The organism is Jannaschia sp. M317 (assembly GCF_025141175.1).
In the GTDB taxonomy this organism is placed as follows: Bacteria; Pseudomonadota; Alphaproteobacteria; order Rhodobacterales; family Rhodobacteraceae; genus Jannaschia.
In genome coordinates this window covers 3373907-3395381 of record NZ_CP081155.1, presented here as the reverse complement: position 1 = coordinate 3395381, position 21475 = coordinate 3373907, and the positions used below count along the sequence as shown (strand labels likewise).

Sequence of the window (21475 nt, the reverse complement as noted above, 5' to 3'; positions counted from 1 at the left end):
TGCCCGCGCCTTTGCCTAGCCTCGCGCGCAGGGAATGACGCGCAGTCTGGGGATATTGTCGATGAAGCACCTTCTGGGAACCGCTCTGGGTCTGGCTCTGATCGCGGGCACCGCCGTGGCACAAGAGGTGGTGACCAAGCAATACGAGGGCGGCGGCGTCTACGAGGGTACCTTCCGGGACGGCAAGCAGCACGGCACCGGCACCTACACCCTGCCGTCAGGTTATGAATACAGCGGCGAATGGGTCGACGGAGAGATCCGCGGCCAGGGCCGCGCCAAATTTCCCGACGGGTCGATCTATGAGGGTGAATTCAAGGCGGGCAAGCCCGACGGCGAGGGAATGATCACATTCGCCGATGGCGGCACCTACACCGGTGGCTGGGTCGAAGGCCGGATCGAAGGGGACGGTATGGCCGATTACGCCAACGGCACCCGGTACACCGGCGGTTTCGTCAATGCCCTTCACGAAGGTCAGGGCGTGATGGAGGCCCCCAACGGCTACCGCTACGAGGGGGGCTGGGTCGCGGGCGTCAAGGAAGGCGAGGGGCGCATCAGCTATCCTGACGGGTCCACCTACGACGGTACGATGGCCGGCAACGTGCGGTCCGGTCAGGGCGTGCTGCGCACCCCCGATGGGCTGATCTATGACGGGGCCTGGGCCGACGGTCAGATCAACGGCGAGGGCAAGCTGACCCAGGCCAACGGCGACATCTACGAGGGCACCCTCGTCGGTGGCCAGCGCGAGGGCCAGGGCCGCGTCACCTATGCCAACGGCGACACCTATGAGGGCGAATTCGCCGCCGACCGCCGCCACGGTCAGGGCACGTTCACCGGCACCGACGGCTACGTCTACACAGGTGGCTGGGTCGAGGGCCGGATCGAGGGCGCGGGCGAAGTGACCTATCCCGACGGGTCGGTCTACGTGGGCACCTTCGCCAACGACCTGGCCGATGGCGAGGGCAAGATCACCTACGTCGACGGCGCCACCTACGAAGGGGCGTGGAAGGCCGGGGTGATCGACGGCATGGGCCGTGCGGAATACCCTAACGGGTTGGTCTATGAGGGGGAATTCCTGAACGCTCAGAACCACGGGCAGGGCGTCATGACCTTTACCGACGGCTACCGCTACGAGGGCGAATGGGCCGAGGGGCTGCGCCACGGTCAGGGGAAAGCCACCTACGCCGACGGCACCGTCTACGAAGGACAGTTCGTGCGCGGCCAGCGCGAGGGGCAGGGTAAGATCGTGATGGCCGACGGGTTCAGCTACGAAGGCGGCTGGAACGACGGAGAGATCGAGGGCGAAGGCGTGGCAACCTATGCCAACGGCGACATCTACGAGGGGGCCTTTGCCGCCGGTCGCCGCCAAGGCCCCGGCACCATGCGTTATGCCACCGGACAGGTGGAACGGGGCCGTTGGGAAGCAGGGGCGCTGGCTGAACGCGATACGGCAGAGGCCGCCCCGGAGGCAGAGGCTGCCCCTGAACAAGCGGCTCCGGCGGGCGACGGGAACTGACCGCGGATCGCGGTGGGTTCCGACCCGCTGGTACATCTTTTTGAACGCAAGATAGGCAGACGCGCAGCGATCCCTTGAGATCATGCGCGTCTGCCGTCTTGTCAGGGAACAAAACCATAACGCCGAACCAACTGTGGCGTGTCCCTGATCCCCCGTGGGGGAGCTTTAGTCCCTGGGCAGATGGTCGGCGATGCCGGACCACAATGCCGAGAGAGAGGGGCGTGGCTGGATGTCGACGATGGGCAGGCCTGCGTCCATCAGGGCATCAAGCAAAAGAATCTGTCGGGCTGGATGAGCCCGGTTTTCACGGATCAACACCACAAGCGGTTGACCCTGGTCATCGGAGATCAGCAGATCGGCGACCAGCCCGGCCAGCGGATCATACCCGTCGCGGGTCTCGGCAGAAACGAGGAACGCGCCCAGGGCAACGCCAGCATGCAGCGCGCAGGTCGGGGCCTCGGCCTCCAGCCGGTCGGAAATCCACTGATGCAGTTTGACGTCTCGCGTCGACATCAGGGGGCGGGCGCGGATCGTGCCCTCGGGAATGGAATCGACAGCAGCGGCGGGCGCGGCAGGGCGGCGTTTCGTCCTTGCGGGTGCGGCGGTCGGGGTCGGATCGCTTGCCTTACGCCCCTTGGCCCAGTCGTTCGCCCAGGAGCCGGAGCCCCGCAGGTCGTCTTTGACCATGGCGGCAGACAGTGGCACCGCATCCGCCGGTGCTTGCTTGCGCAGGCCCTGACCGGCACGGGTGATCCGCGTCATGGTCTGGGAAAGAAGACGATCAAACTGCATGGCGAAACCTCCGACCGATGCGCACTCATTCATTCAAGTTGCGCTCAAGATGCAGGCAGTCGGCGGCGGAAATGCGGCACGAAGGGGGAAAAGCAGCGATTTTCCGAAAACTTGTGAGAACTGTCAGGTTTTCGTCATATCGAGATGGGCCAGGAATTCCCGGGCCTCGGTCAGGACCGTCGCGCGATGATCGGCGTCCATCCGGTCCCAGGTGCGATACATCTGCGCCATGCGCGGGTTGCCTGCGAACCTGTCGCGATGGCGGTCCAGAAAATGCCAATACAACAGGTTGAAAGGGCAGGCCCCGTCGCCGGTCTTCTTGCTGACGGAATAGACGCAGGTCTTGCAGTGGTCCGACATCCGGTTGATGTAGTTCCCGCCCGAGACATAGGGCTTGGACCCGACCACGCCGCCATCGGCCCATTGGCTCATGCCGATGACGTTGGGGGCCTCGACCCATTCATAGGCGTCGGCATAGACGCTGAGATACCATTGGTGGACCTGATGCGGATCGATCCCGGCCAGCAGGGCAAAGTTGCCGGTGACCATCAGGCGTTGGATGTGGTGGGCGTAGGCGTGGTCCATCGTGGCCCCGATCGCCTCTGACAGGCAGCGCATGTCGGTCTGGCCGGTCCAATAGAATTCGGGCAGCGCGCGGTCGTGGTTCAGGGCGTTGCGGGTCGTGTAATCGGGGCCTTCGCGGAAATAGATGCCGCGGATGTATTCGCGCCAGCCGATGATCTGGCGAATGAACCCTTCGACCGCGTTCAGGGGCGCGTCGCCCGCGCGCCAGGCGGTCTCTGCGGCGTCGCAGACCTCGCGCCAGCCCAGCAGGCCTGCGTTCAGATAGATCGACAGCACCGAATGATAGAGGAACGGCTGCCCGGTCACCATCGCGTCCTGATAGTCGCCAAAGCACGGCAGATGGTGCGCGGTGAAATGATCCAGGGCCGCCAAGGCCCCCGCCCGGTCGGAGGCGAACCAGAAATCGTCCAGCGTGCCGTAGCGATTGCCAAACCGGGTGCGGACCAGTTCCAGCACATCCTGGGTCACGGCGTCGGGGGTGTGGCGCAGGGGACCGATGGGGGCCAGTCCCTTGGGCGGGCGTTTGCGGTTGTCGTGGTCAAAGTTCCATTTCCCGCCTGCGGGGTCGGACCCGTCCATCAGCAGGCCGGTCTTGCGGCGCATCTCGCGGTAGAACCATTCCATCCGCAATTCCTTGCGCCCCTCGGCCCAGGCCTCGAAATCCGCATGGCTGGCCAGAAACCGGTCGTCGGGGAACAGGTGGACGGGCAGGGGGCCGTCCTCCAACGCGGAAATCAGGCGGAACTCTCCGGGTTCCGTCCCGATGACCTCGGTCGCGCCCGTCGCCTGAGCGGCGCGCAGCAGCTCTCCGGGGATGGAGTGGGTGTTTTCGGCGTCGTCGAGAGGGGTGTAGCGGACCTGCCAGCCGTCATCGCGCAGGTGCGCCGCGTGCTTGCGCATCGCGGCAAACAGGAAGGCGATCTTCTTGGGGTGATGGGGGGCGTAGTCGGTTTCCGCCAGTACCTCGGCCATGACGACCGTGTCGGTGGCGCGGTCGCCTTCGCGCAGCGCGCTGAGGCCGTCAGACAGCTGGTCCCCAAGCACCAGGATCAGCCGTGCTACCATTCGATCGGCCGTCCGGCGTGATCGAAAAAGCCGCCCGTGTCGGCGGGGGTCAGGTTTGTCAAAACCTCGATCAGCTTGGCGGCACTGGCATCGGGCGTCAGCTTCTGCGCCTTGTACCCTGCGGTAAAGGGGGTCTCGACCGTACCGGGGTGCAGCGCGACCACGACCGAACCTTTGCGGCGGCGGCCGATTTCGATGGCGGCGCCGTGGGTGATCTGGTTGGCGGCGGCCTTGGCGGCGCGGTAGGCGTACCAGCCGCCCATGCGGTTGTCCCCGATGGATCCGACCCGTGCCGTCAACACGCCCACGCGGGCATCGTCCGACAATTTCGGGGCCAATGCGCGCAGGATCAGGGCCGGGCCGATGGCGTTGACGGCGAAGGTGCGGGCCATGACATCCGCGTCGATGGCCTCCAACGTCTTTTCCGGGGCCGCGCCCTTGGGGGCCAGGATACCCGTCGCGACAAAGGCCAGATCGACGGGCCCGTCCACGCCCGCCAATGCCGTTTCGACCGACGCGGGGTCGGTCACGTCCAGCCCGTCAGCGGACCGGCTGAGCCGGGTTACCCGATGTGTCGCCCCGAGAGCCTGGGCGAGCGCGCCGCCGATCCCGCCGGAAGCCCCGATGATAAGTGCATGTGCCATGGGGCGCAGCTAGGCGCGCGGGCCGGGCGGTCAAGGATGGGCAGCGCGTGGCCGAGCCGGTATAGCCCCGGTGTTCCCCTGCAGGATGCCCCCGGATGCCCGCCCAGACCGACATCGGCCCCGCCGCCGCCCCGTTGCTTGCGGTGGCATTCATGGTGATGGCCACCGTTTTCATCGCGGCCACGACGTTGATGGCCAAGGCGCTGGGCACGGAGGTTCTGGGCCCGTCGCTGCCGCCCTTCATGGTCAGCTTCGGGCGCTATCTGTTCGGGGCGCTGACCTTCTTTGCCGTGGCCGCCGTGTTGCGTCCGCGTCTGACCACCGCGCATCTGCCGCTGCACCTGGGACGGATCGCCTGCGGTTGGGCGGGCGTGACGTTGATGTTCGCGGCGGTCGCCACCATCCCCCTGGCGGAGGCCACGGCGATTACCTTCCTCAACCCGATCTTTGCGATGATGCTGGCGATTCCCGTTCTGGGCGAAAAGGTGGGCCGCTGGCGCTGGCTTGCGGCGGCAATCGCGCTTGGCGGGGCGGGTCTGCTGCTGCGTCCGGGGACGGGTGCCATAGCCCCCGGTGCCCTGCTGGCGCTGGCGGCGGCGGTGATCCTGGGGTGCGAGGTCATGTTCATCAAGCGCCTGACCCGGCGCGAGCCGCTGATGGCCACGCTGGTCTGGGCGAACGGACTGGGGCTTGTGATCTCCGGGCTCAGCGTGGTGACGATCTGGCAGGCCCCGACGGCGGCGCAATGGGGGGCGATGGCTGCGCTGGGGGTGACGATGGCGGCGGCGCAGGGTTGCTTCGTCAACGCGCTGGCGCGGGCGGAGGCCAGCTTCGTGACGCCGTTCAGCTATCTGACGCTGGTGTTCGCGGGGCTCTATGACGCGATGTTGTTCGGGGTCATCCCCGACGCCGTCGGCTGGCTGGGCACCGGTCTGATCGTCACGGGCGCGGCGCTTTTGGCATGGCGGGAGGGGCGACGGTCATCGCCGCCTGTGTTGCCGACCGTACCGCCGCTTCCGCCGCCGTCCCATAGCCATTGACCGCCACAAAGACCGCCCGGTCCCCCCGGATTGCCATCTGCGCCAGCCACGCCGTGTTCGTGCCGGCGTGCTGCAGCGTCCCGTCCTGAACCGACCATCCCATGGCATAGTCCCCCATGGGTGCCTGCAACCTTTCCCACACCTCGGGCGGCAGAAAGGCGGGATCGCGGGTCGCATGGGCGGCGAGGAATCGCAGCATGGCGGCAGGCGGCGCATGGACTGTGCCCGCCGGGGCCATCGCGGGAATGTTGTCGGCTTTGGGTCCCGGTGGCCAAGGGGAGGGCGCGTGGCCCCAGATGCCGTTCGGCGCGCCAAAGCCCATGCCCTGCATGCCAAGAGGGCCCCAGACATCTGCGGCGATCAGGTCTTCCCAGGTGCGCCCCGTTGCGGCCTGCAGCATGGCACCGGCGACGGTATAGCCCGCGTTGGAATAGAGGAACGTGCCCCGCGCCGCCGCGGGTCGGCTGCGCAGCATCTGTCCCACATAGGTCGCCCGGTCCGGTCGCCGCAGCAGGACCAGCCGCGATGGGTTCGCGGCCATGCCAGAGCGGTGGGTCAACAGCTGCGCCAGGGTCACACCGTGCCAAGGGGGGGCTGCGTCCAGCAGGGACTCGACCGGCGTGTCCCAGTCCAGCACACCCCGCGCCACCAGGCGCCCGGCCAGGGTCGCCGTCATCGCCTTTGTCATCGACCCGATGTGCCAGGCGTCCGCCTCGGTGACGGGCCGCCCGCCTGCGTGGGTGTCGCCCGCGACGGTTATCGCCGTCTCACCGGAGACCCAGATCGCGGCAACCCCTGCGGTCCCCTGCGCCTGTGCCCCGCCCGCCAGCGACAGCAGAACCGCAAGCGCGCGCCTCACGATTTGAGCCGGTATCCCGTGCGGAACATCCACCAGGCGACCGCGCCGACGGCCAGCGTCGAGGCGGTCACCACCGCGAACCCCAACCAGGGAGAGCTGTCGGAGACGCCCAGAACCGAATGCCGCAGCCCGTCGATCAGGTAGAACACCGGGTTTGCGTGGCTGATTGCCTGCAACACCGGCGGCATGGTTTCCAACGAATAGAACGTGCCCGACAGAAAGCTGAGCGGCGTGACGATGAAATTGGTGATCGCCGCCATCTGGTCGAACTTGTTGGCGAAGACCCCCGCGACGATGCCCAGGCTGCCCAGGAATGCGCCGCCCAATGCGACCCAGACCAACGCCATCAGGGGGTTGTGGATGCCCAGACCGATAAACGGGAACAGGGTCACCGCAATCGCCACCGATACCAGCATGCCCCGCAAGATCCCGCCAGCCAGGTAGCCAATGACCAGCTCTGTTGCCGAAAGCGGCGGCATCAGCGTGTCGACGATGTTCCCCTGCACCTTGGAAATGACGATCGACGACGACACGTTGGCAAAGGAATTCTGGATCACCGTCATCATCAGGATGCCGGGGGCCAGGAAATGCAGAAAGCTGACGCCCATGACGTCGCCCCGCCGCGCACCGACCGCAATGGTGAAAATCAGCAGGAACAGCCCGGCGGTGACCAGAGGGGCCAGCAGGGTCTGGGTCCAGACAGTGGCGAACCGGCGGACCTCGCGCTCTATGAGGGTGCGCATGCCCAGCCAGTTGACTCGGCCGAAACGGCGCACGCCCTGTGTCGCCATGGTTTCGCTTGCCATCCTTGACCCTCCGGTGTCATGTGCGGCCGCTTGTAACGGCGGCCCGAGGGCTTACAATAGGACAACTTCCGGGAAGACCAGTGCGGTCTGCCTGTGCAACGACGCACGGCCCCGGACCCGAACAGCGAAGTGGAGCATGTCATGGCCTGGACCGACGAACGCGTCGAGACCCTCAAACGGATGTGGGGCGAAGGGGCCAGCGCGTCGCAGATCGCCAAGGAATTGGGCGGCGTCACCCGTAATGCGGTGATCGGCAAGGTGCATCGCCTTGGCCTGTCGAACCGCAACCAGGGCAAGGAAGACGAGCCCGCGACCGCCGCCGCGCCGGAAGCCCCGAAAGCGGCCCCCAAACCGCCCAAGGCAGAACCGCCCAAGGCCGCCGCACCCGAGCCCAAGGAAGAGCCCGCGCCCGAACCGCCCGCCGTCGAGGAGGAAGAGGACGACGACGATGAGCCGCGCACCATGGCGGCCGTGCCCCATGGCACCAACGTCACGCCTCTGCGCAAGCCATTGATGGCCGGTCAGCCGCTGCCCCCGCAGCCGTCTGCCAACGAGATTTCGCCCGAAGCGCTGGCCAAGGTGAACGCGGTCGAGAAGACCGCCAAGAAGATCTCGCTGATGGAGCTGACGGAGCGGACCTGCAAATGGCCGATCGGGGATCCGGCGACCGAGAAGTTCTGGTTCTGCGGATTGCCGGTTCAGGCGGGCAAACCCTATTGCGAGGCGCATGTGAGCGTGGCGTTCCAGCCAATGTCGTCGCGCCGCGACCGCCGCCGGTAATGCGGGCGGCAGGAAAGTCTTAGATAAGACTTTCCCCAAACTTTGATATCAAAGTTTGGCCCCGCCGCTTGGCGGGGCCTTTGCGTTTCACAGGCCCAGGCACCAGCGCATGATGGCCTTTTGCGCGTGCAACCGGTTCTCCGCCTCGTCGAAGACCACCGATTGCGGGCCGTCGAGGACGGCGTCGGTGATCTCTTCGCCCCGGTGGGCGGGCAGGCAGTGCATGACCAGCGCCTCTGCCGGGGCCTGTTCCATCAGCAGTTCATTGACCTGATAGGGCCGCAACAGATTGTGGCGGCGCTGGCGCGAGCTTTCGGCGTCGCCCATGCTGACCCAGGTATCGGTCACGACCAGATCGGCGTCAGCCACCGCGCGCACCGGATCGCGTTCGATCCGCACGTCGCATCCCGCCTCGCGCGCCAGGCCAACGAGTTCGGGTTTCGGGTCCAGCTGGTGCGGTCCCGAAAAGGTGAAATCGAACCCGAAGGACGCGGCGGCGTGCAGGAAGCTCTGCGCGACATTGTTGCCGTCGCCCATCCAGGCCACGCGCTTGCCCTTGATCGAGCCGCGATGTTCCTCGAACGTCATGACGTCGGCCATGATCTGACAGGGGTGCGACGTATCCGTCAGCCCGTTGATCACCGGCACCGTGGCGTGGTCGGCCATTTCGGTCAGGATGTCCTCGCCGAAGGTGCGGATCATGATCAGGTCGACATAGCGCGACAGGACGCGGGCGGTGTCGGCGATGGTTTCGCCATGGCCCAGTTGCATGTCGGCCCCGGACAGAACCAGCGTGGTGCCGCCCATCTGACGGGTGCCCACGTCAAAGCTGATCCTTGTGCGGGTCGAAGGTTTTTCGAAGATCAGCGCCACGACGCGCCCCGCCAGCGGTAGGTCGTCGTCGGGGGTGCCCTTCGGCCGGTCGCCCCGTGCGGATTTCATCGCCGTGGCGCTGTCGAGGATGGCGCGCAATTGCGCCGGGTCGGTTGTGTGAATGTCGAGAAAATGGGTCATCGGTATCTCCGTCGGAGAGCGCCGGGGGCTAGCCCCCGGACCCCCAAGGTATTTTCGGCCAGAGGAAGATCAGTCGGCGAGCGAAGCGGCGGCACGGTCGAGACGGGCGACCGCCTCGCGGATGTCGTCGTCGGCGATGTTGAGCGCGGGCAGCAGGCGTACGGTGTTGTTTGCGGCGGGCACGATGCAGGTGTCCTGGCCATAGGCGGCCTGAACCACGTCGCCCGCCGGAACCTTGCATTTCAGGCCCAGCATCAGGCCGGAGCCGCGCACCAGTTCGAAGATCTCGGGGTGCGAGGCGACCAGACCCTCCAGGCCCTGGCGCAGCAGGCCTGCCTTGCGGTTCACCTCGGCCAGGAAGGCATCGTCGGCCACGATATCCATGACCGCGTTGCCCACCGCACAGGCCAGTGGGTTGCCGCCATAGGTGGACCCATGCGTGCCCGCGGTCATGCCGGAGGCCGCCCGTTCCGTCGCCAGCAGGGCACCCAGAGGAAAGCCGCCGCCGATCCCCTTGGCCACCATCATGATGTCCGGCGAGATCCCCGCCCATTCATGGGCGAACAGGCGACCGGTCCGGCCCATGCCGCATTGCACTTCGTCCAGGATCATCAGGGCCCCGGTCTCGTCGCAGGCGTCGCGCAGCCCCTTCAGGCATTGATCCGGCACCGGGATGATACCGCCTTCGCCCTGAACCGGTTCCAGGATGACGGCGGCAACGTCGGGGGCCTTCATCGCCTCTGCCAGCGCCTCGTGGTCGCCAAACGGCAGGTGGCGGAACCCGGGCAGGAGAGGGCCGAAGCCCTTGGTCATCTTTTCGGACCCGGCGGCGGCGATGCCCGCCGAGGACCGGCCGTGGAACGACCCGCCGAAGGCCAGGATGACATTCCGCTCTGGCTGGCCCTGTTCGGACCAATATTTGCGGGCCATCTTGACCGCAAGTTCACAGGCCTCGGTGCCGGAGTTGGTGAAGAAACAGGTATCCGCAAAGGTGGCGTCGACCAGCTTTTCTGCCAACGCCTCCTGTTGGGGAATGTGGTAGAGGTTGGACGTATGCCACAACTGCCCCGCCTGCGCGGTCAGCGCCTCGGTCAGTTTCGGATGGGCATGGCCCAGCACATTGACCGCGATCCCCGCCCCGAGGTCGAGAAAACGTCGCCCGTCCGCTTCCACAAGCCAGGAGCCTAGGCCCGAGACGAAGCTCAGGGGGGCGCGGTTGTAGGTGGGCAGGATGGGCGAAATCATCTCCGTGATCCTTTTTGGCTGGAGGTAAGGCCCCCGCGTGGCGGAATTCACGAGGCCTGTCAACAAAAGCGGATCACGCGCGTCTCACGGCAATGTCAATCGACGGCATCCGGGGGGCCGTGTTTAACGGCTGCGACAAATCAACTCGGAGATGAAGATGCGCGCCCTTACCCTTGCTGCCGCCGCGGCCACCGCCCTGTTTACCCTGCCTGCCGCCGCGCAGGAGGCCTGCGCCGTGGAAGGCGATCACTGGGATCTGGATGATGCCGGGGTTGCCGCGCTGTATGATTGCATGTCCGAGCGGATGATCCAGGGCTACACCAAAGAAGGTGACGAGATCGCCGCCGCCTATCGCAGCTGGACCCCCACGGCGACGCGCATGGCTGTGGCCGGCCCCCATGGCGAACGGTTCCTGAATACCTTCGTCAACGATATCGCCGCCGAGCAGTATCTGAAATTCGAAGACGGTGATTTCGAAATGCCCGTGGGTTCGATCCTGGCCAAGGAATCGGTCGCGGTGCGCAAGGGCACGGGCCGGGTCGGGCCGCTGTTCTTCATGACCAAGGTCGACGACGCACCGGATTATGACAACTGGTTCTATTCGGGGGTTCAGCCGAACGGCAAACCGCTGAAGATCAGCCAGGCATTCTGCCACGACTGCCACGTCGCTTTCGAATCGCAAGACAGCATGGGCTACCCCCTAGAAGAGGTCCGCCTGTCGAATTGACGGGACAAGGGTAACGAGTGTCGGGCGCGTCGGAGGTTCATAGCTCCGGCGCGCCCGGTTCTTTTCAGACCACCGGCTTGGTCACCATCAGCCAGACAATCGTCAGCACCGCGACAAAGGCCGGCACGCCGCAGGCGAACCAGATCCTAAACAGGCGATGATAGGCGCGCGGCAGGGCGGTGCCTTTGTCGCGGGCGGCGCGGGCCAGATCGCGCATCCGCAGCTGGATCCAGACCACCGGCAGCCAGAACGCCCCCACGACGACATAGAGAACCAGCGACCACGCCACCCAGCCCGAGGTCAGCGGCCAGCCGGCCAGAATGGCCAAGGCGGTGCCGGTGACCGGCTGTGCGATGGCTGCCGTCGCGGTAAACACCAGGTCCGCGATCACCACGATCCCCGCCACATGCGCGACCAGGGCCGCATCGCCGGACCTGTGGGACATCAGCATGAAAAATGCGATACCCGCCCCCGTACCCAAAAGGACCGTCGCGCCGATGACATGGGCATACAGCAGCAGGTCGTGGGTCATCGGTCCTCCAGCATCGCGGCGGTCATCAACGGCAGAAGGATCGCGGGCAGGATCTTGGTGAAGGGGCCCAGCGGGTCGGACCAGAGGTCGGGCGTCAGGATCGTCCCGCCCAGCAGGTAGGCGGTGGCCAGGATGGCCATGCCGACGCAGGCCGCCCGCGCCCAGCGGCGCCACAGGATCGCAAGCCCCAAGGCCACATCCGCCAGGCCGCCTCCGACGACCGCCGCAAGGGCCACGCCGGGCGAGGTGCCGCGCGCGGTCAGAACCTCGGCCGCCGCTGCCCACTGCCAAAGCCCTACCGCGCCCGAGGTCAGCCAGAACAGCGACAGGACCGCGATGGAGAGGGGCAGCAGGGGCCAAAGGCGGGCGAACCACCGATCCTGGACCGTGGCGGGCAGCGAGCGGAGCGTATCCGCCAACGACCGGCACGGCGGCCCGCCTGCCGCCGCCCACGGGCCCGGATCGCCTGTCACGTCTGTGGCCAGGACGCGCAGCGCCGTGCTGCGCAGGGGCGACCGCCAGCCAAGCCAGGCCAAGGCATCGGCCCCGCGCCCGATCAGCGACAGCAGCGGGGCAGGCATGGGCACAGACAGGCGTGCGGGGGGCAGGCCCAGCCACCTGCGCAGGTGCCTTGTGATCCGGGGCAGGGAATGGGCCTCGGGCTCGACCAGATCTGCCTCGGTTCCCGACGGGATCGCACCCTGGGCGCACAGAATGACTGCTTGGGTCAGGTCCGCCATGGCGACGGTCTGGATGCGGGTCCGGGGGTAAACCTGCGGGACGATGCCCGGCAAGGCCGCCGCCGCCCGCAACAACGCCGTTCCGCCATAGGCGGCAGACGCCAGCACAAGGCCCGGGTGCAGGATCACCCAGGGTCCGTCATACCCGCGTACGGCGGCATCACCGCGGGCCTTGGTGCGGTAAAACGCGGTGTCCGCCTGCGCCGAGACGCCGACGGCCGAGATCTGGATCACCCGCACGCCCGATCCCTCCAGCGCGGTGACCAATCGTTCGGGTGCGGTGGAATGCACGCCGGCCAGATCGTCACGGCCGCTGTCCTGCAGGGCTCCGGCGGCATTGACCACCACGTCCACCCCGGCCAGCGCGTCCTGCCAATCGGCCACGGTCATCCGTGCCATATCCGCGAACAGCCAATCGCCGTCAGGATCGACCCGCGCCGCCGCCGTGGCAGATCGCCCAAGGCCCACGACCTGCACCCCCGCGTCGCGCAGTGCGCGCAGGCAGGCGGCCCCGATCAATCCGTAGCCGCCCAGGATCAGGGCCTTGGTCATCGCGCCCTCCGGCATTTGGTCCGATGCGAACTATGACAGCCGACGTCAGTGGTGCCCAGCACCCTCGACAACGGGGCTCGGGCGGGCCATGTGTGCCCCATGTGGCCCCGCACCCGCGCTCTCTCCGTTCATCTGCTGACCGCCACCGGCGCGGTCTTTGCCATGTTCTCGCTGCTGGCCGCGGTCGAGGCGAATTGGTCCTGGATGTTCCTGTGGTTGCTTGCGGCGCTGGTGGTGGACGGGGTCGATGGCCCGCTGGCGCGGCGCTGGGACGTGACGTTGCATGCGGCGCGATTCGACGGTGTGCTGCTGGACCTGATCATCGATTACCTGACCTATGTCTTCATTCCGGCCTATGCGCTCTATGCTTCGGGCTTGGTGCCGGGCTGGGCGGGCTGGGGCATGCTGACGGTGATCCCCTTCGCCTCGGCGCTGTATTTCGCGGACACGCGGATGAAGACGCCGGACGCCAGCTTCGAGGGGTTCCCCGGATGCTGGAACATGGTCGCGCTGGTGGTGTTCGTGTTGCAGCCGAACCCCTGGCTGACCTTCTTGGGCAGTCTGGTGCTGGCGGCGGCGATGTTCTTGCCGATCCGGTTCGTCCACCCGGTCCGCACAGCGCAGTGGCGGCCCCTGACGTTGATCGTGACATTCGCCTGGATGATCCTGGCCTTTGTGGCGGCCTGGGGGGAATTTGGTCTGTCCGGGGGCTGGGCCTGGGCCTTTGGTCTGACCTCGGTCTACCTGCTGTTGGCGGGCGCGGTGCAACAGGTGCTGGGCCGGGGCGTCTAGAGCCGGTACGCACCCGTCCGGGACGTGGCCACGGCTGCGCGCTGCGCGTGTCAGAGGTCGATCGACCCATCCTCGTTCGGTTCTATCGGCACGTCCGGGTCCAGCGGATCGCGACGACGGATCAGGATGTCGCCATTGGGCAGGATCTCTGGCGCGTGATAGGCGTTCAGGTCGCCGAACCGTTCGGACAGATCCTCCTGCAACTCGCGCATCAGGGGCGCGGCCTCTTCGGCCAGCCCTTCGAGATCGCGCAGCGCAGGCTCCATCTCCTCCATCAGGCCTTCCATGAACAGCTTCAGGCCCCGTTCCATGAGGGACGGCGGCTCGGCCTCCTGCGCGGCGACGGGCAGGGCAAGGAAGGGCAGGATCAGCAGGGCTTTCATAGGCTGAAAGGTGGGGTCAGCCCGGCGGCAGGTCAAGCACGACCGGAAAGTGGTCCGATGCATCCAGCAAATCGGCGCGCAGTTGCGCATCGCGCAACGCCTCGACGCTGTCATGAGGATGCAGGATGCGCCAGGTTGCCCCATCGCGTAAGTCTGGGCTAACCATGGCGAAATCCAGCAAGGCGTTCAGATAGCGTTTGTTGGTATTGTCCCAAAACCGCGCGGTATGCGGGCTGGCTGCCCCCAGCCGGGGCGCATGGGCCGAGGGATCGTGCAGCGCCGTCGCCCCGTCGCCCAGCACGATTTCCACGCCGGACCGTCCGAACAATCCCTCGAAGCGGTCCAGACCGGGGCCATCGTTGAAATCCCCGGCGACGATCAGGCTGCGCCCTTCGGCAAGCCGCTGATCAACGCGCCGTCGCAGCCAGATGCATTGCGCCAATTGCTTGCGTCGGTTCAGGATGTTGAGCCGCAGTTCATCGGCTGCATCGACTGCGCCGTGGGGGGCCTTTGACTTGGCATGGACCCCGATCAGATGCAGCGCGCGCCCGTCGGCCAGGGTCAGATCCACCTCAAGCGGTGGTTTCGACCAGACCAGCCGCTCGGCCCGCAGGTCACTGTCCAAATCGAAGCCGAACACCTGATCAAAGCGGGGGGCCTCGGCGTTGTCGCCCGGGGCGTGGCGTGCGGTCACGCGGGCAGGATCGTAAATCAGCGCGATTTCCTGCCGGGTGTCATTGGCAAAGCCGATCAAGGCGCGCCCGGCCCGCAGCCCGGCCCATTCGGCAAAGGTTTCCAAGGCCGCCATGCCAGAGCGGCGGTGCGAGGTGTCCGGTGCCTCGACCACCAACACCGCATCGGCGTCGATCCAGCGCAGCACACCTGCGATTGCATCAAGCTGTCGGGCCTTTGTCACCTGATAGCGGGCGGACCAGCCGTTTTCGTGGCGCAGGCCACCGGCATCATCCACCAGGCGGTCGAACCACTCGACGTTCCAGGTGACGAACCGAAACCCGCGCGGGTCGGTCACGCGGTGCCTGCCTGGATCCGTTCCCAGGCGCGATTGATGGCGATCAGACGCTTCTCGGCCATCTTCACGGCTTCCTCCGGCAGGCCGCGCGCGATCATCCGGTCGGGATGGGTGTCGCGCACCTTTTTGCGCCAGGCGGCGCGGATTTCGTCCAGCGGCGTGTCGGGGGTCACGCCCAGCACGTCATAACAATCGGGATCCGCACCCGGCACGAACCGTGTGCGCAGGGCCCGAAATTCCCGCTCGGCCAGGCCAAAGATCTGCGCCACGCGCAGCAGAAAGTCGTCTTCGGCCGGGTGATAGGCCCCATCGGCCATGGCGATCTGGAACAGGCCCTCCATCAGGTCGCGCAGCACCTCCGAATCGTCATCGAACATCGCGGCGATGCGCCGGGCATAGTCCTCGAACCCGGCCACATCGGTGCGGGCCAGATCAAAAACACGCGCAGCGTTCTCCAGCTCTTCGGGGGGGATCGTGAAAATCGCGCGAAAGGCCATGACCTCATCCCGCGTCACGGTGCCATCCGCCTTGGCCATCTTGGCCGACAGCGCGATGACGGCGATGGTAAAGGCGACAGAGCGTTCGGGCGGGGCGCGCAGCTGTTCGAACAGGGCCGACAGCCGTTCTCCGGGGGCGAGGCGGGCCAGCGCCTCCAATATGCGTTGCCAAAGGGTCATGGCCGGACCCTAACGCGCGACCAGCGCCGCGAGAATGGCAATTTCGCACAGTTGCTGCGACGCCCCCAGAACATCGCCGGTCTGGCCGCCGATCTTGGCCTGCGCGATCCGGGCAAGTCCCAGCACGACAGCCCCGCCAAAGGCTGCGGCCAGCAGGGCAAGGACGATGCCCTGCGACAGCAACACCAGGGCCGCAATCGCCAGGGCCACGGTGCAGCCGCGCGCGTCGGGCACACCGCTGGCGCGACTCAGCCCATCGGTGCGCGCGGGCGGCAGCCACCGCATCAGCGCCGTCATCGGGGCGCGACTGGCCATCGCCGCGACGATCACGACCGGCAGCAACGCGCCTTCTGCAGCCGCTTCGACCAGCAACAGCCAGCGCGCCAACAGCGACAGAACCAGCGCGATCACCCCGTAGGCCCCGATCCTGCTGTCGCGCATGATGGCCAGGCGCCGGTCTCGGTCAAACCCGCCCCAGAACCCGTCGGCCAGATCCGCCAATCCGTCTTCGTGCAAGGCCCCGGTCGCCATGACCAATGCCGCCAGCGTCAGTGCCGCGGCAAAGCCGGACGGCAGACCCAGCGCCAGCGCGCCCCAGCCCAGCGCACCGGCAGGCACCGCAACCGCCAACCCGGCCAGCGGCCAGGCCCAGGCGGCCCGAGCGGCCACCGGCGTCGGTGTCCCCCGCACCGGCAGGCGCGTCAGCAGCATCAGGGCCGAGATCAGGTCGGATTTCAAAGACATGTCGCTCCGGCTTGGCAGGGGGGCCGATCTGTCGCATAGCGGCCCGGCCCCGCCCGGTAAAGACAGGCGGGACGAGACTTCGGAGAGACCATGACCGACCTGACTTCCTTTGCCGCCATCCGCGCCGCCCTGGCCGCGCAGCCCACGTCCGACGCAGGGGCCGTGGCCGGTGCCGCCGATCGCAATGGCCAACTGACCAAGCCGCCGGGCGCCTTGGGCCGGCTGGAGGATCTGGCAGGGTGGTATGCCGGTTGGCGCGGCGATGCCCGGCCCCGGATCACCGCGCCGCAGGTGCTGGTCTTTGCAGGCAACCACGGGGTTGCCGCCCAGGGCGTCAGCGCCTTCCCCCCCGAGGTGACGGTGCAGATGGTCGCCAACTTCCGCGCGGGCGGGGCGGCGATCAACCAGTTGTCGGATCTGGCAGGGGCGCGGCTGGACGTGCATGCGCTGAACCTGGATCGGCCCACCGCGGATTTTACCCAAGGCCCCGCCATGTCCGAGGCGGAGATGTGCGCGGCCTTCGCGACCGGTTGGGACGCGGTGTCGGACGACGCCGACCTGCTGGTCACCGGGGAAATGGGCATCGCGAACACCACGTCGGCGGCGGCCATCGCCGCGGCGCTTCTGGGGGGGGACGGCTGGGCCGGGCGCGGCACTGGCGTCGATGACGCAGGCCTCGCGCGCAAGGAGGCGGCGGTTGCCGCGGGCCTACGGGCCAATCCGGGACGGACCGGGTTGGAGGTTCTGGCGGGCCTTGGCGGCCGAGAGATCGCGGCCATGGCCGGTGCCATCGCAGGCGCGCGGGCGCGGCGGGTGCCGGTGATCCTGGACGGGTTCATCTGTGGTGCCGCGGCCCTGACCTTGCAGGCGGAAGATGCGGGCGCGCTGGACCACTGCGCCGCGGGGCACCTGTCCGCCGAGGGCGCGCATGCCCGCATGCTGGACGCCATGGGCAAGGCACCGCTGCTGTCGCTGGGCCTGCGGTTGGGCGAAGGCTCGGGCGCGGCGCTGGCCATTCAGGTGCTGCGCGGTGCGATCGCCTGCCATTCCGGTATGGCGACCTTTGCCGAGGCGGGCGTCGCGGCTGGCTGAGGGGGGCAGAGTTTTCGAAAACTCTGCGCAAATCCTTATCTAAGGATTTGCCTCCCCTTCGTCGCGCTGTGCGACCATGAATGACAGGGCATCGGCGACGATCTTGGTCTCGGCCCCGCCGGTGACCCCGCCGATGCCAACCCGCCGTCCCAGCCGCCACCACATGCCCGGCACCCAGGCCCGGCCCAGGGGTGCCTTGGTGCGGATCAAAAACCCATTCGATGGCTTGAAGCTGAACAGCGCCCGGTCGACCGAGGCGATCTGATCGAGCGGCGCGATCATGCGCCCGTCCTCCTCGCGCAGCCCGTTTTCGTCCAACACGATGCCGACCGCCGATCCCTGCCAGCCGCGCATGCCCAAGTAGAGAGAGGCTCCGCCCAGAACGAACAGGAATACTTGCCAGAACAGCTCCTCCGGCGGGAAAACCACCGCCATATAGAGCAGAACCGCCCCCAGCAGCAGTTGCACGATCAGCCCGAACAGGCGGCGCGGGGCCGAGGGGCGCAGGATATGGAGAGGCTCAGTCATGCCCCCGGCCTAGCGCCCTGCGCGGGCACGCACAATCTCCGTTCGCGGAAGGGCGTTGCGGCTCGGTGCCCGGGGGCGCACCCTTGGCGCGACCCGCAGGAGGTGTGCCATGTCGATCCGCCCCGTTCTCGAAACCCGCCGCGCCCAACCCACGATGGAGGGCGCGGGCGTACACCTGCACCGCGCCTTCGGCTTCGGCGACCCGTCCGAACAGGATCCCTTTCTGCTGCTCGACGACTTTCGCAACGATGACCCCGCCCACTTCGACAAGGGGTTTCCCTGGCACCCCCACCGGGGGATCGAGACGATCACCTATGTGTTGGAGGGCGCGGTCGAGCACAGCGATTCGCTTGGCAACAGCGGCCTGCTTGGCCCCGGATCGGTGCAGTGGATGACCGCCGGGTCCGGCATCCTGCATCAGGAGATGCCCAGGGGGAACGCCCGCGGCCAGATGCACGGCTTCCAGCTTTGGGCGAACCTGCCGGGGCACCTGAAGATGACCGCGCCCCGCTATCAGGACATCGAGGGGGGCGAGATCCCCGAGGTCACCGACGACGACGGTACCCGTGTCCGGGTCATCATCGGTGGCTTCTGGGGCAGGCGCGGGCCGGTCGACGGCATCGCCGCCGATCCGCAGTATCTGGATATCTCGGTCCCCGCCGGGCTGCGCAAAACCTTCAAGGTGGATACCTACCGTCAGACCTTTGCCTACGTCTTCGACGGCGCCGGAGCGTTCGCCGATGCCTCTGCACCCCAAGGCGTCTTGTTGGAGAAAGAGGTGAAGGGGCAGGAGGTCAACATCCGCGACCTGTCCGGAAACCGTACCCTGATCCGATTTGGCACCGGGGATGAGGTCACGGTGCAAGCGGGCGAGGAGGGGGTGCGTTTCCTGCTCGTCTCGGGCGCGCCGATCAAGGAGCCGGTGGCCTGGCACGGTCCGATCGTGATGAACACCCAGGCCGAGCTGATGCAGGCGATGAAAGAGCTGCGCAACGGCACGTTCATCAAGCCCGCACACTGATCTCGCCGACCCGACCACAGCGACTGCGATGAACGGATCCAACCGGGCGCGGCGGCCTGAAGCCCGCCCTACGGCTGACGATCGTGAGGGTAGGGCGGGCTTCAGGCCGCCTTGCCTTTGACCGACCGGTCAGATGAACCCGCGCCAGATCAGCACGACACCCACCAGGACCAGCACCGCCAGCACCCGCAGCGCGATGACCGCGATCATCGCCGACCAGGCCCGCTTGCGGTATTTGCCTTCGGGCACGGCAGACAGGTGACGTTCCAGCATGGCGCAGGTCTGTTCGACCCGGCTGCGGTCCAGGGCCCGGGCGGTGGTGGGGTTGGCCAATCGGCCCTTTGCCTCCAGAAGCTCCCGCGCCTGGCGCAGGGCGACACGTGGCAGCCGCCCGCGCGCCGCCGACAGCTTGCGGCGCAGGGGGCCGCTCAGGTGCAGGCGTTCGCCCAGCAGGGCGTCGACCTCGTCAATTCGGTTCAGCAGGCGGTCTTGCATGGGCCGAACCTTACGGGCCCACGCCTGCGGCTGGCAATTGGCCTCGGGCCGCGATAATCCGTTTCCATGTTGAACACGATCCTCCATGGCGAACCGACGGACCGCCCCCCGCTCCTGATTGCCCATGGCCTGTTCGGGTCCGCCCGCAACTGGGGCGTGATCGCGAAACGCCTGTCGGATACGCGGCAAGTGGTGGCGGTCGACATGCGCAACCACGGGGCTTCGGCCTGGCAGGACGGGCACAGCTATTCGGATCTGGCGGCCGACCTGGCAGAGGTGATCGGCGACCGGCCCCACGATGTGATCGGCCACTCCATGGGCGGCAAGGCGGCGATGATGCTGGCCCTGACCCGACCCCAGGCCGTGCGGCGCCTGATCGTGGCTGACATCGCGCCCGTAAGCTATGGCCACACCCAGGCCCACCTGATCGCGGCGATGCGTGCTGTCGATCTGAGCCGGGTGACCCGCCGGTCTGATGCGGCGGCGCAGCTCGCGATTGTGCCCGACGACGGCACTCGGTCGTTCCTGCTGCAGTCGCTGGACGTGTCACAGGGGCGCTGGACCCTGAACCTGGACACGTTGGAGAGCGAGATGCCCAAGATCATCGGGTTCCCAAAGGTCGCTGGCCATTTCGCTGGCCCCACCCTGTTCCTGTCGGGCGGCGACAGCGACTATGTCCTGCCGGAGCATCGGGACGGCATCAAGACGCTGTTTGCGGACGCGAAGTTCGCCAGGATTCCGGGCGCGGGCCACTGGCTGCATGCACAGAAACCGCGCGAGTTCGAAGCCGCCTGCCGCGCCTTTCTGGACGCCTGAGCCGGGGCGCGCCGATCGCGAAGGCCGGGGGCCAGCCCCCGGACCCCCGGAGTAATTTTTGCCGAGAAGAAGACAGTCGCGAAGGCGCTTGCCTCAGGCCGTCAGCCCCTCCGGCTCGGCCAGACCATGGGCGCGGCAGCAGGCCGTCAGCGTATTGGCCAGCAGGCAGGCGATGGTCATCGGGCCCACCCCGCCCGGCACGGGGGTGATGGCGCCCGCCACCTCGGCGCAGCTGTCGAAATGGCAATCGCCCACGAGGCGCGTCTTGTCCGCGCCTTTTTCCGGCGCATCGATCCGGTTGATACCCACGTCGATCACCGTGGCACCCGGCTTCAGCCAGTCACCCGTCACCATCTCGGGCCGGCCGACGGCGGCCACGACAATGTCGGCCCGCTTGACGACGGCTTCGATGTCCCTGGTGCGCGAATGGGCCACGGTGACCGTACAGCTGTCGCCCAGCAGCAGTTGCGCCATCGGCTTGCCGACGATGTTCGACCGTCCGACCACGACCGCCTCCAGCCCCGACAGCGACCCATGGTGGTCGCGCAGCATCATAAGGCAGCCCAGTGGCGTGCAGGGCACCATCGCCTTTTGTCCCGTCGCCAGCAGTCCGACATTGGAAATGTGGAAGCCGTCGACATCCTTCGCGGGGTCGATCGCCGCCAGGACCTTTTCCGCGTCGATGTGATCTGGCACCGGCAGCTGGCACAGGATGCCATGCACCGCGGGGTCGGCGTTCAGCTTGGCGATCAGGTCCAGCAGGTCCGCTTCGGGGGTGTCGGCGGGCAGCTTGTGCTCAAAGCTCTCCATCCCGACTTCGACGGTCTGTTTGCCCTTGTTGCGGACGTAGACGGCGCTGGCCGGATCCTTGCCGACCAGAACGACGGCCAGGCCGGGGGTAATGCCTGCGGCCTTGACCCGGGCCACTTCCTGGGTGACGCGGGCGCGGATGGTGGCGGCGAATGCCTTGCCGTCGATCAATGTGGCCGTCATGGGATATTCC

Annotated in this window: 24 protein-coding genes; 8 read left to right on the top strand and 16 right to left on the bottom strand. The window is 67.2% G+C overall.

Annotated features, from left to right (window positions below):
- Positions 1 to 61: 61 nt before the first annotated feature.
- On the top strand, positions 62 to 1513 hold the full coding sequence (locus K3551_RS17340) for an MORN repeat-containing protein (protein ID WP_259916178.1): 1452 nt from the start codon (positions 62 to 64) through the stop codon (positions 1511 to 1513).
- A 165-nt stretch (positions 1514 to 1678) separates the two neighbouring features.
- Here K3551_RS17340 and K3551_RS17335 read toward each other — a convergent pair whose 3' ends face one another.
- The 3 genes from K3551_RS17335 to K3551_RS17325 all read right to left on the bottom strand — a co-directional run bounded on the left by K3551_RS17335 (position 1679) and on the right by K3551_RS17325 (position 4599).
- Positions 1679 to 2305 carry a hypothetical protein gene (locus tag K3551_RS17335; protein ID WP_259916176.1) on the bottom strand — a complete coding sequence of 209 codons (627 nt, stop codon included), beginning with the start codon at positions 2303 to 2305 and terminating at the stop codon, positions 1679 to 1681.
- Positions 2306 to 2428: 123 nt separating this feature from the next.
- Positions 2429 to 3955: a cryptochrome/photolyase family protein gene (locus tag K3551_RS17330; protein WP_259916172.1), complete on the bottom strand. Its 1527-nt coding sequence runs from the start codon at positions 3953 to 3955 to the stop codon at positions 2429 to 2431.
- On the bottom strand, positions 3949 to 4599 hold the full coding sequence (locus tag K3551_RS17325) for an SDR family NAD(P)-dependent oxidoreductase (protein WP_259916169.1): 651 nt from the start codon (positions 4597 to 4599) through the stop codon (positions 3949 to 3951). Before K3551_RS17325 ends, K3551_RS17330 begins: the two co-directional genes overlap by 7 nt.
- 95 nt (positions 4600 to 4694) lie before the next feature.
- On the opposite strand from K3551_RS17325, the gene K3551_RS17320 reads away from it, so the two are divergent.
- Positions 4695 to 5639: a DMT family transporter gene (locus K3551_RS17320; RefSeq protein ID WP_259916166.1), complete on the top strand. Its 945-nt coding sequence runs from the start codon at positions 4695 to 4697 to the stop codon at positions 5637 to 5639.
- Here K3551_RS17320 and K3551_RS17315 read toward each other — a convergent pair.
- Both K3551_RS17315 and K3551_RS17310 read right to left on the bottom strand, forming a co-directional pair.
- Positions 5539 to 6498, bottom strand: coding sequence for a serine hydrolase (locus K3551_RS17315; RefSeq protein ID WP_259916163.1), 960 nt, complete (start codon positions 6496 to 6498; stop codon positions 5539 to 5541). The two genes, K3551_RS17320 and K3551_RS17315, sit on opposite strands and share 101 nt — an antisense overlap.
- Positions 6495 to 7304: an ABC transporter permease gene (locus K3551_RS17310; RefSeq protein WP_259916161.1), complete on the bottom strand. Its 810-nt coding sequence runs from the start codon at positions 7302 to 7304 to the stop codon at positions 6495 to 6497. Before K3551_RS17310 ends, K3551_RS17315 begins: the two co-directional genes overlap by 4 nt.
- A 141-nt stretch (positions 7305 to 7445) precedes the next feature.
- On the opposite strand from K3551_RS17310, the gene K3551_RS17305 reads away from it, so the two are divergent.
- Positions 7446 to 8084 (top strand): GcrA family cell cycle regulator, encoded by a 639-nt coding sequence (locus K3551_RS17305; protein WP_259916149.1) that lies wholly within the window; start codon positions 7446 to 7448, stop codon positions 8082 to 8084.
- An 87-nt stretch (positions 8085 to 8171) separates the two neighbouring features.
- Here K3551_RS17305 and argF read toward each other — a convergent pair whose 3' ends face one another.
- Both argF and K3551_RS17295 read right to left on the bottom strand, forming a co-directional pair.
- Positions 8172 to 9098, bottom strand: a complete 927-nt coding sequence (gene argF, locus K3551_RS17300) for an ornithine carbamoyltransferase (RefSeq protein WP_259916147.1) — start codon at positions 9096 to 9098, stop codon at positions 8172 to 8174.
- A 69-nt stretch (positions 9099 to 9167) separates the two neighbouring features.
- Positions 9168 to 10343, bottom strand: coding sequence for an aspartate aminotransferase family protein (locus tag K3551_RS17295; protein ID WP_259916144.1), 1176 nt, complete (start codon positions 10341 to 10343; stop codon positions 9168 to 9170).
- Positions 10344 to 10500: 157 nt separating this feature from the next.
- Between K3551_RS17295 and K3551_RS17290 the strand changes: the two genes are divergently transcribed.
- Positions 10501 to 11070, top strand: a complete 570-nt coding sequence (locus K3551_RS17290) for a cytochrome P460 family protein (protein WP_259916141.1) — start codon at positions 10501 to 10503, stop codon at positions 11068 to 11070.
- 64 nt (positions 11071 to 11134) lie between these two features.
- Here K3551_RS17290 and K3551_RS17285 read toward each other — a convergent pair whose 3' ends face one another.
- Both K3551_RS17285 and K3551_RS17280 read right to left on the bottom strand, forming a co-directional pair.
- The gene (locus K3551_RS17285; RefSeq protein ID WP_259916139.1) at positions 11135 to 11602 is read right to left on the bottom strand and encodes a DUF2269 domain-containing protein; all 468 of its coding nucleotides are present in this window, start codon (positions 11600 to 11602) and stop codon (positions 11135 to 11137) included.
- Positions 11599 to 12894 (bottom strand): SDR family oxidoreductase, encoded by a 1296-nt coding sequence (locus K3551_RS17280; protein WP_259916137.1) that lies wholly within the window; start codon positions 12892 to 12894, stop codon positions 11599 to 11601. Before K3551_RS17280 ends, K3551_RS17285 begins: the two co-directional genes overlap by 4 nt.
- A gap of 99 nt (positions 12895 to 12993) precedes the next feature.
- Between K3551_RS17280 and K3551_RS17275 the strand changes: the two genes are divergently transcribed.
- The gene (locus K3551_RS17275; protein ID WP_259916135.1) at positions 12994 to 13686 is read left to right on the top strand and encodes a phosphatidylcholine/phosphatidylserine synthase; all 693 of its coding nucleotides are present in this window, start codon (positions 12994 to 12996) and stop codon (positions 13684 to 13686) included.
- Between the two features lie 50 nt (positions 13687 to 13736).
- Here the strand turns inward: K3551_RS17275 and K3551_RS17270 are convergent, their stop codons facing one another.
- From K3551_RS17270 to cobS, 4 genes are read right to left on the bottom strand one after another with little or no spacing between them, the layout of a single operon-like run.
- Complete coding sequence (locus tag K3551_RS17270) at positions 13737 to 14069, bottom strand: hypothetical protein (RefSeq protein WP_259916133.1); 333 nt, start codon at positions 14067 to 14069, stop codon at positions 13737 to 13739.
- A 16-nt stretch (positions 14070 to 14085) separates the two neighbouring features.
- Positions 14086 to 15099, bottom strand: coding sequence for an endonuclease/exonuclease/phosphatase family protein (locus tag K3551_RS17265; protein WP_259916131.1), 1014 nt, complete (start codon positions 15097 to 15099; stop codon positions 14086 to 14088).
- Positions 15096 to 15776, bottom strand: a complete 681-nt coding sequence (locus K3551_RS17260) for a molecular chaperone DjiA (RefSeq protein ID WP_259916128.1) — start codon at positions 15774 to 15776, stop codon at positions 15096 to 15098. The genes K3551_RS17265 and K3551_RS17260 overlap by 4 nt, the downstream gene beginning before the upstream one ends.
- Positions 15777 to 15785: 9 nt before the next feature.
- Entirely contained in the window at positions 15786 to 16520 is a 735-nt protein-coding gene (cobS, locus tag K3551_RS17255; protein WP_259916126.1) for an adenosylcobinamide-GDP ribazoletransferase, read from the bottom strand.
- A gap of 90 nt (positions 16521 to 16610) precedes the next feature.
- Here cobS and cobT point away from each other — a divergent pair, with 90 nt between their 5' ends.
- Positions 16611 to 17612 carry a nicotinate-nucleotide--dimethylbenzimidazole phosphoribosyltransferase gene (cobT, locus tag K3551_RS17250; RefSeq protein WP_259916124.1) on the top strand — a complete coding sequence of 334 codons (1002 nt, stop codon included), beginning with the start codon at positions 16611 to 16613 and terminating at the stop codon, positions 17610 to 17612.
- A gap of 39 nt (positions 17613 to 17651) precedes the next feature.
- Here cobT and K3551_RS17245 read toward each other — a convergent pair whose 3' ends face one another.
- Positions 17652 to 18140: a hypothetical protein gene (locus tag K3551_RS17245; protein ID WP_259916123.1), complete on the bottom strand. Its 489-nt coding sequence runs from the start codon at positions 18138 to 18140 to the stop codon at positions 17652 to 17654.
- 109 nt (positions 18141 to 18249) lie between these two features.
- On the opposite strand from K3551_RS17245, the gene K3551_RS17240 reads away from it, so the two are divergent.
- Positions 18250 to 19161, top strand: coding sequence for a pirin family protein (locus K3551_RS17240; RefSeq protein WP_259916120.1), 912 nt, complete (start codon positions 18250 to 18252; stop codon positions 19159 to 19161).
- A gap of 129 nt (positions 19162 to 19290) precedes the next feature.
- On the opposite strand, the gene K3551_RS17235 is transcribed toward K3551_RS17240, so the two are convergent.
- Positions 19291 to 19656 (bottom strand): hypothetical protein, encoded by a 366-nt coding sequence (locus K3551_RS17235; protein WP_259916118.1) that lies wholly within the window; start codon positions 19654 to 19656, stop codon positions 19291 to 19293.
- Between the two features lie 66 nt (positions 19657 to 19722).
- On the opposite strand from K3551_RS17235, the gene K3551_RS17230 reads away from it, so the two are divergent.
- Positions 19723 to 20472, top strand: a complete 750-nt coding sequence (locus K3551_RS17230) for an alpha/beta fold hydrolase (RefSeq protein ID WP_259916115.1) — start codon at positions 19723 to 19725, stop codon at positions 20470 to 20472.
- 93 nt (positions 20473 to 20565) lie between these two features.
- On the opposite strand, the gene folD is transcribed toward K3551_RS17230, so the two are convergent.
- Positions 20566 to 21465, bottom strand: coding sequence for a bifunctional methylenetetrahydrofolate dehydrogenase/methenyltetrahydrofolate cyclohydrolase FolD (folD, locus tag K3551_RS17225; protein WP_259916113.1), 900 nt, complete (start codon positions 21463 to 21465; stop codon positions 20566 to 20568).
- Positions 21466 to 21475: the final 10 nt, after the last annotated feature.

What these genes read in the sequence shown, in the direction of transcription:
- K3551_RS17340 (WP_259916178.1), top strand. Translation starts at nt 62, where the DNA reads ATGAAGCACCTTCTGGGAACCGCTCTGGGTCTGGCTCTGATCGCGGGC.
- K3551_RS17335 (WP_259916176.1), bottom strand. Translation starts at nt 2,305, where the DNA reads ATGCAGTTTGATCGTCTTCTTTCCCAGACCATGACGCGGATCACCCGT.
- K3551_RS17330 (WP_259916172.1), bottom strand. Translation starts at nt 3,955, where the DNA reads ATGGTAGCACGGCTGATCCTGGTGCTTGGGGACCAGCTGTCTGACGGC.
- K3551_RS17325 (WP_259916169.1), bottom strand. Translation starts at nt 4,599, where the DNA reads ATGGCACATGCACTTATCATCGGGGCTTCCGGCGGGATCGGCGGCGCG.
- K3551_RS17320 (WP_259916166.1), top strand. Translation starts at nt 4,695, where the DNA reads ATGCCCGCCCAGACCGACATCGGCCCCGCCGCCGCCCCGTTGCTTGCG.
- K3551_RS17310 (WP_259916161.1), bottom strand. Translation starts at nt 7,304, where the DNA reads ATGGCAAGCGAAACCATGGCGACACAGGGCGTGCGCCGTTTCGGCCGA.
- K3551_RS17305 (WP_259916149.1), top strand. Translation starts at nt 7,446, where the DNA reads ATGGCCTGGACCGACGAACGCGTCGAGACCCTCAAACGGATGTGGGGC.
- argF (WP_259916147.1), bottom strand. Translation starts at nt 9,098, where the DNA reads ATGACCCATTTTCTCGACATTCACACAACCGACCCGGCGCAATTGCGC.
- K3551_RS17295 (WP_259916144.1), bottom strand. Translation starts at nt 10,343, where the DNA reads ATGATTTCGCCCATCCTGCCCACCTACAACCGCGCCCCCCTGAGCTTC.
- K3551_RS17290 (WP_259916141.1), top strand. Translation starts at nt 10,501, where the DNA reads ATGCGCGCCCTTACCCTTGCTGCCGCCGCGGCCACCGCCCTGTTTACC.
- K3551_RS17285 (WP_259916139.1), bottom strand. Translation starts at nt 11,602, where the DNA reads ATGACCCACGACCTGCTGCTGTATGCCCATGTCATCGGCGCGACGGTC.
- K3551_RS17280 (WP_259916137.1), bottom strand. Translation starts at nt 12,894, where the DNA reads ATGACCAAGGCCCTGATCCTGGGCGGCTACGGATTGATCGGGGCCGCC.
- K3551_RS17275 (WP_259916135.1), top strand. Translation starts at nt 12,994, where the DNA reads ATGTGGCCCCGCACCCGCGCTCTCTCCGTTCATCTGCTGACCGCCACC.
- K3551_RS17270 (WP_259916133.1), bottom strand. Translation starts at nt 14,069, where the DNA reads ATGAAAGCCCTGCTGATCCTGCCCTTCCTTGCCCTGCCCGTCGCCGCG.
- K3551_RS17260 (WP_259916128.1), bottom strand. Translation starts at nt 15,776, where the DNA reads ATGACCCTTTGGCAACGCATATTGGAGGCGCTGGCCCGCCTCGCCCCC.
- cobS (WP_259916126.1), bottom strand. Translation starts at nt 16,520, where the DNA reads ATGTCTTTGAAATCCGACCTGATCTCGGCCCTGATGCTGCTGACGCGC.
- cobT (WP_259916124.1), top strand. Translation starts at nt 16,611, where the DNA reads ATGACCGACCTGACTTCCTTTGCCGCCATCCGCGCCGCCCTGGCCGCG.
- K3551_RS17245 (WP_259916123.1), bottom strand. Translation starts at nt 18,140, where the DNA reads ATGACTGAGCCTCTCCATATCCTGCGCCCCTCGGCCCCGCGCCGCCTG.
- K3551_RS17240 (WP_259916120.1), top strand. Translation starts at nt 18,250, where the DNA reads ATGTCGATCCGCCCCGTTCTCGAAACCCGCCGCGCCCAACCCACGATG.
- K3551_RS17235 (WP_259916118.1), bottom strand. Translation starts at nt 19,656, where the DNA reads ATGCAAGACCGCCTGCTGAACCGAATTGACGAGGTCGACGCCCTGCTG.
- K3551_RS17230 (WP_259916115.1), top strand. Translation starts at nt 19,723, where the DNA reads ATGTTGAACACGATCCTCCATGGCGAACCGACGGACCGCCCCCCGCTC.
- folD (WP_259916113.1), bottom strand. Translation starts at nt 21,465, where the DNA reads ATGACGGCCACATTGATCGACGGCAAGGCATTCGCCGCCACCATCCGC.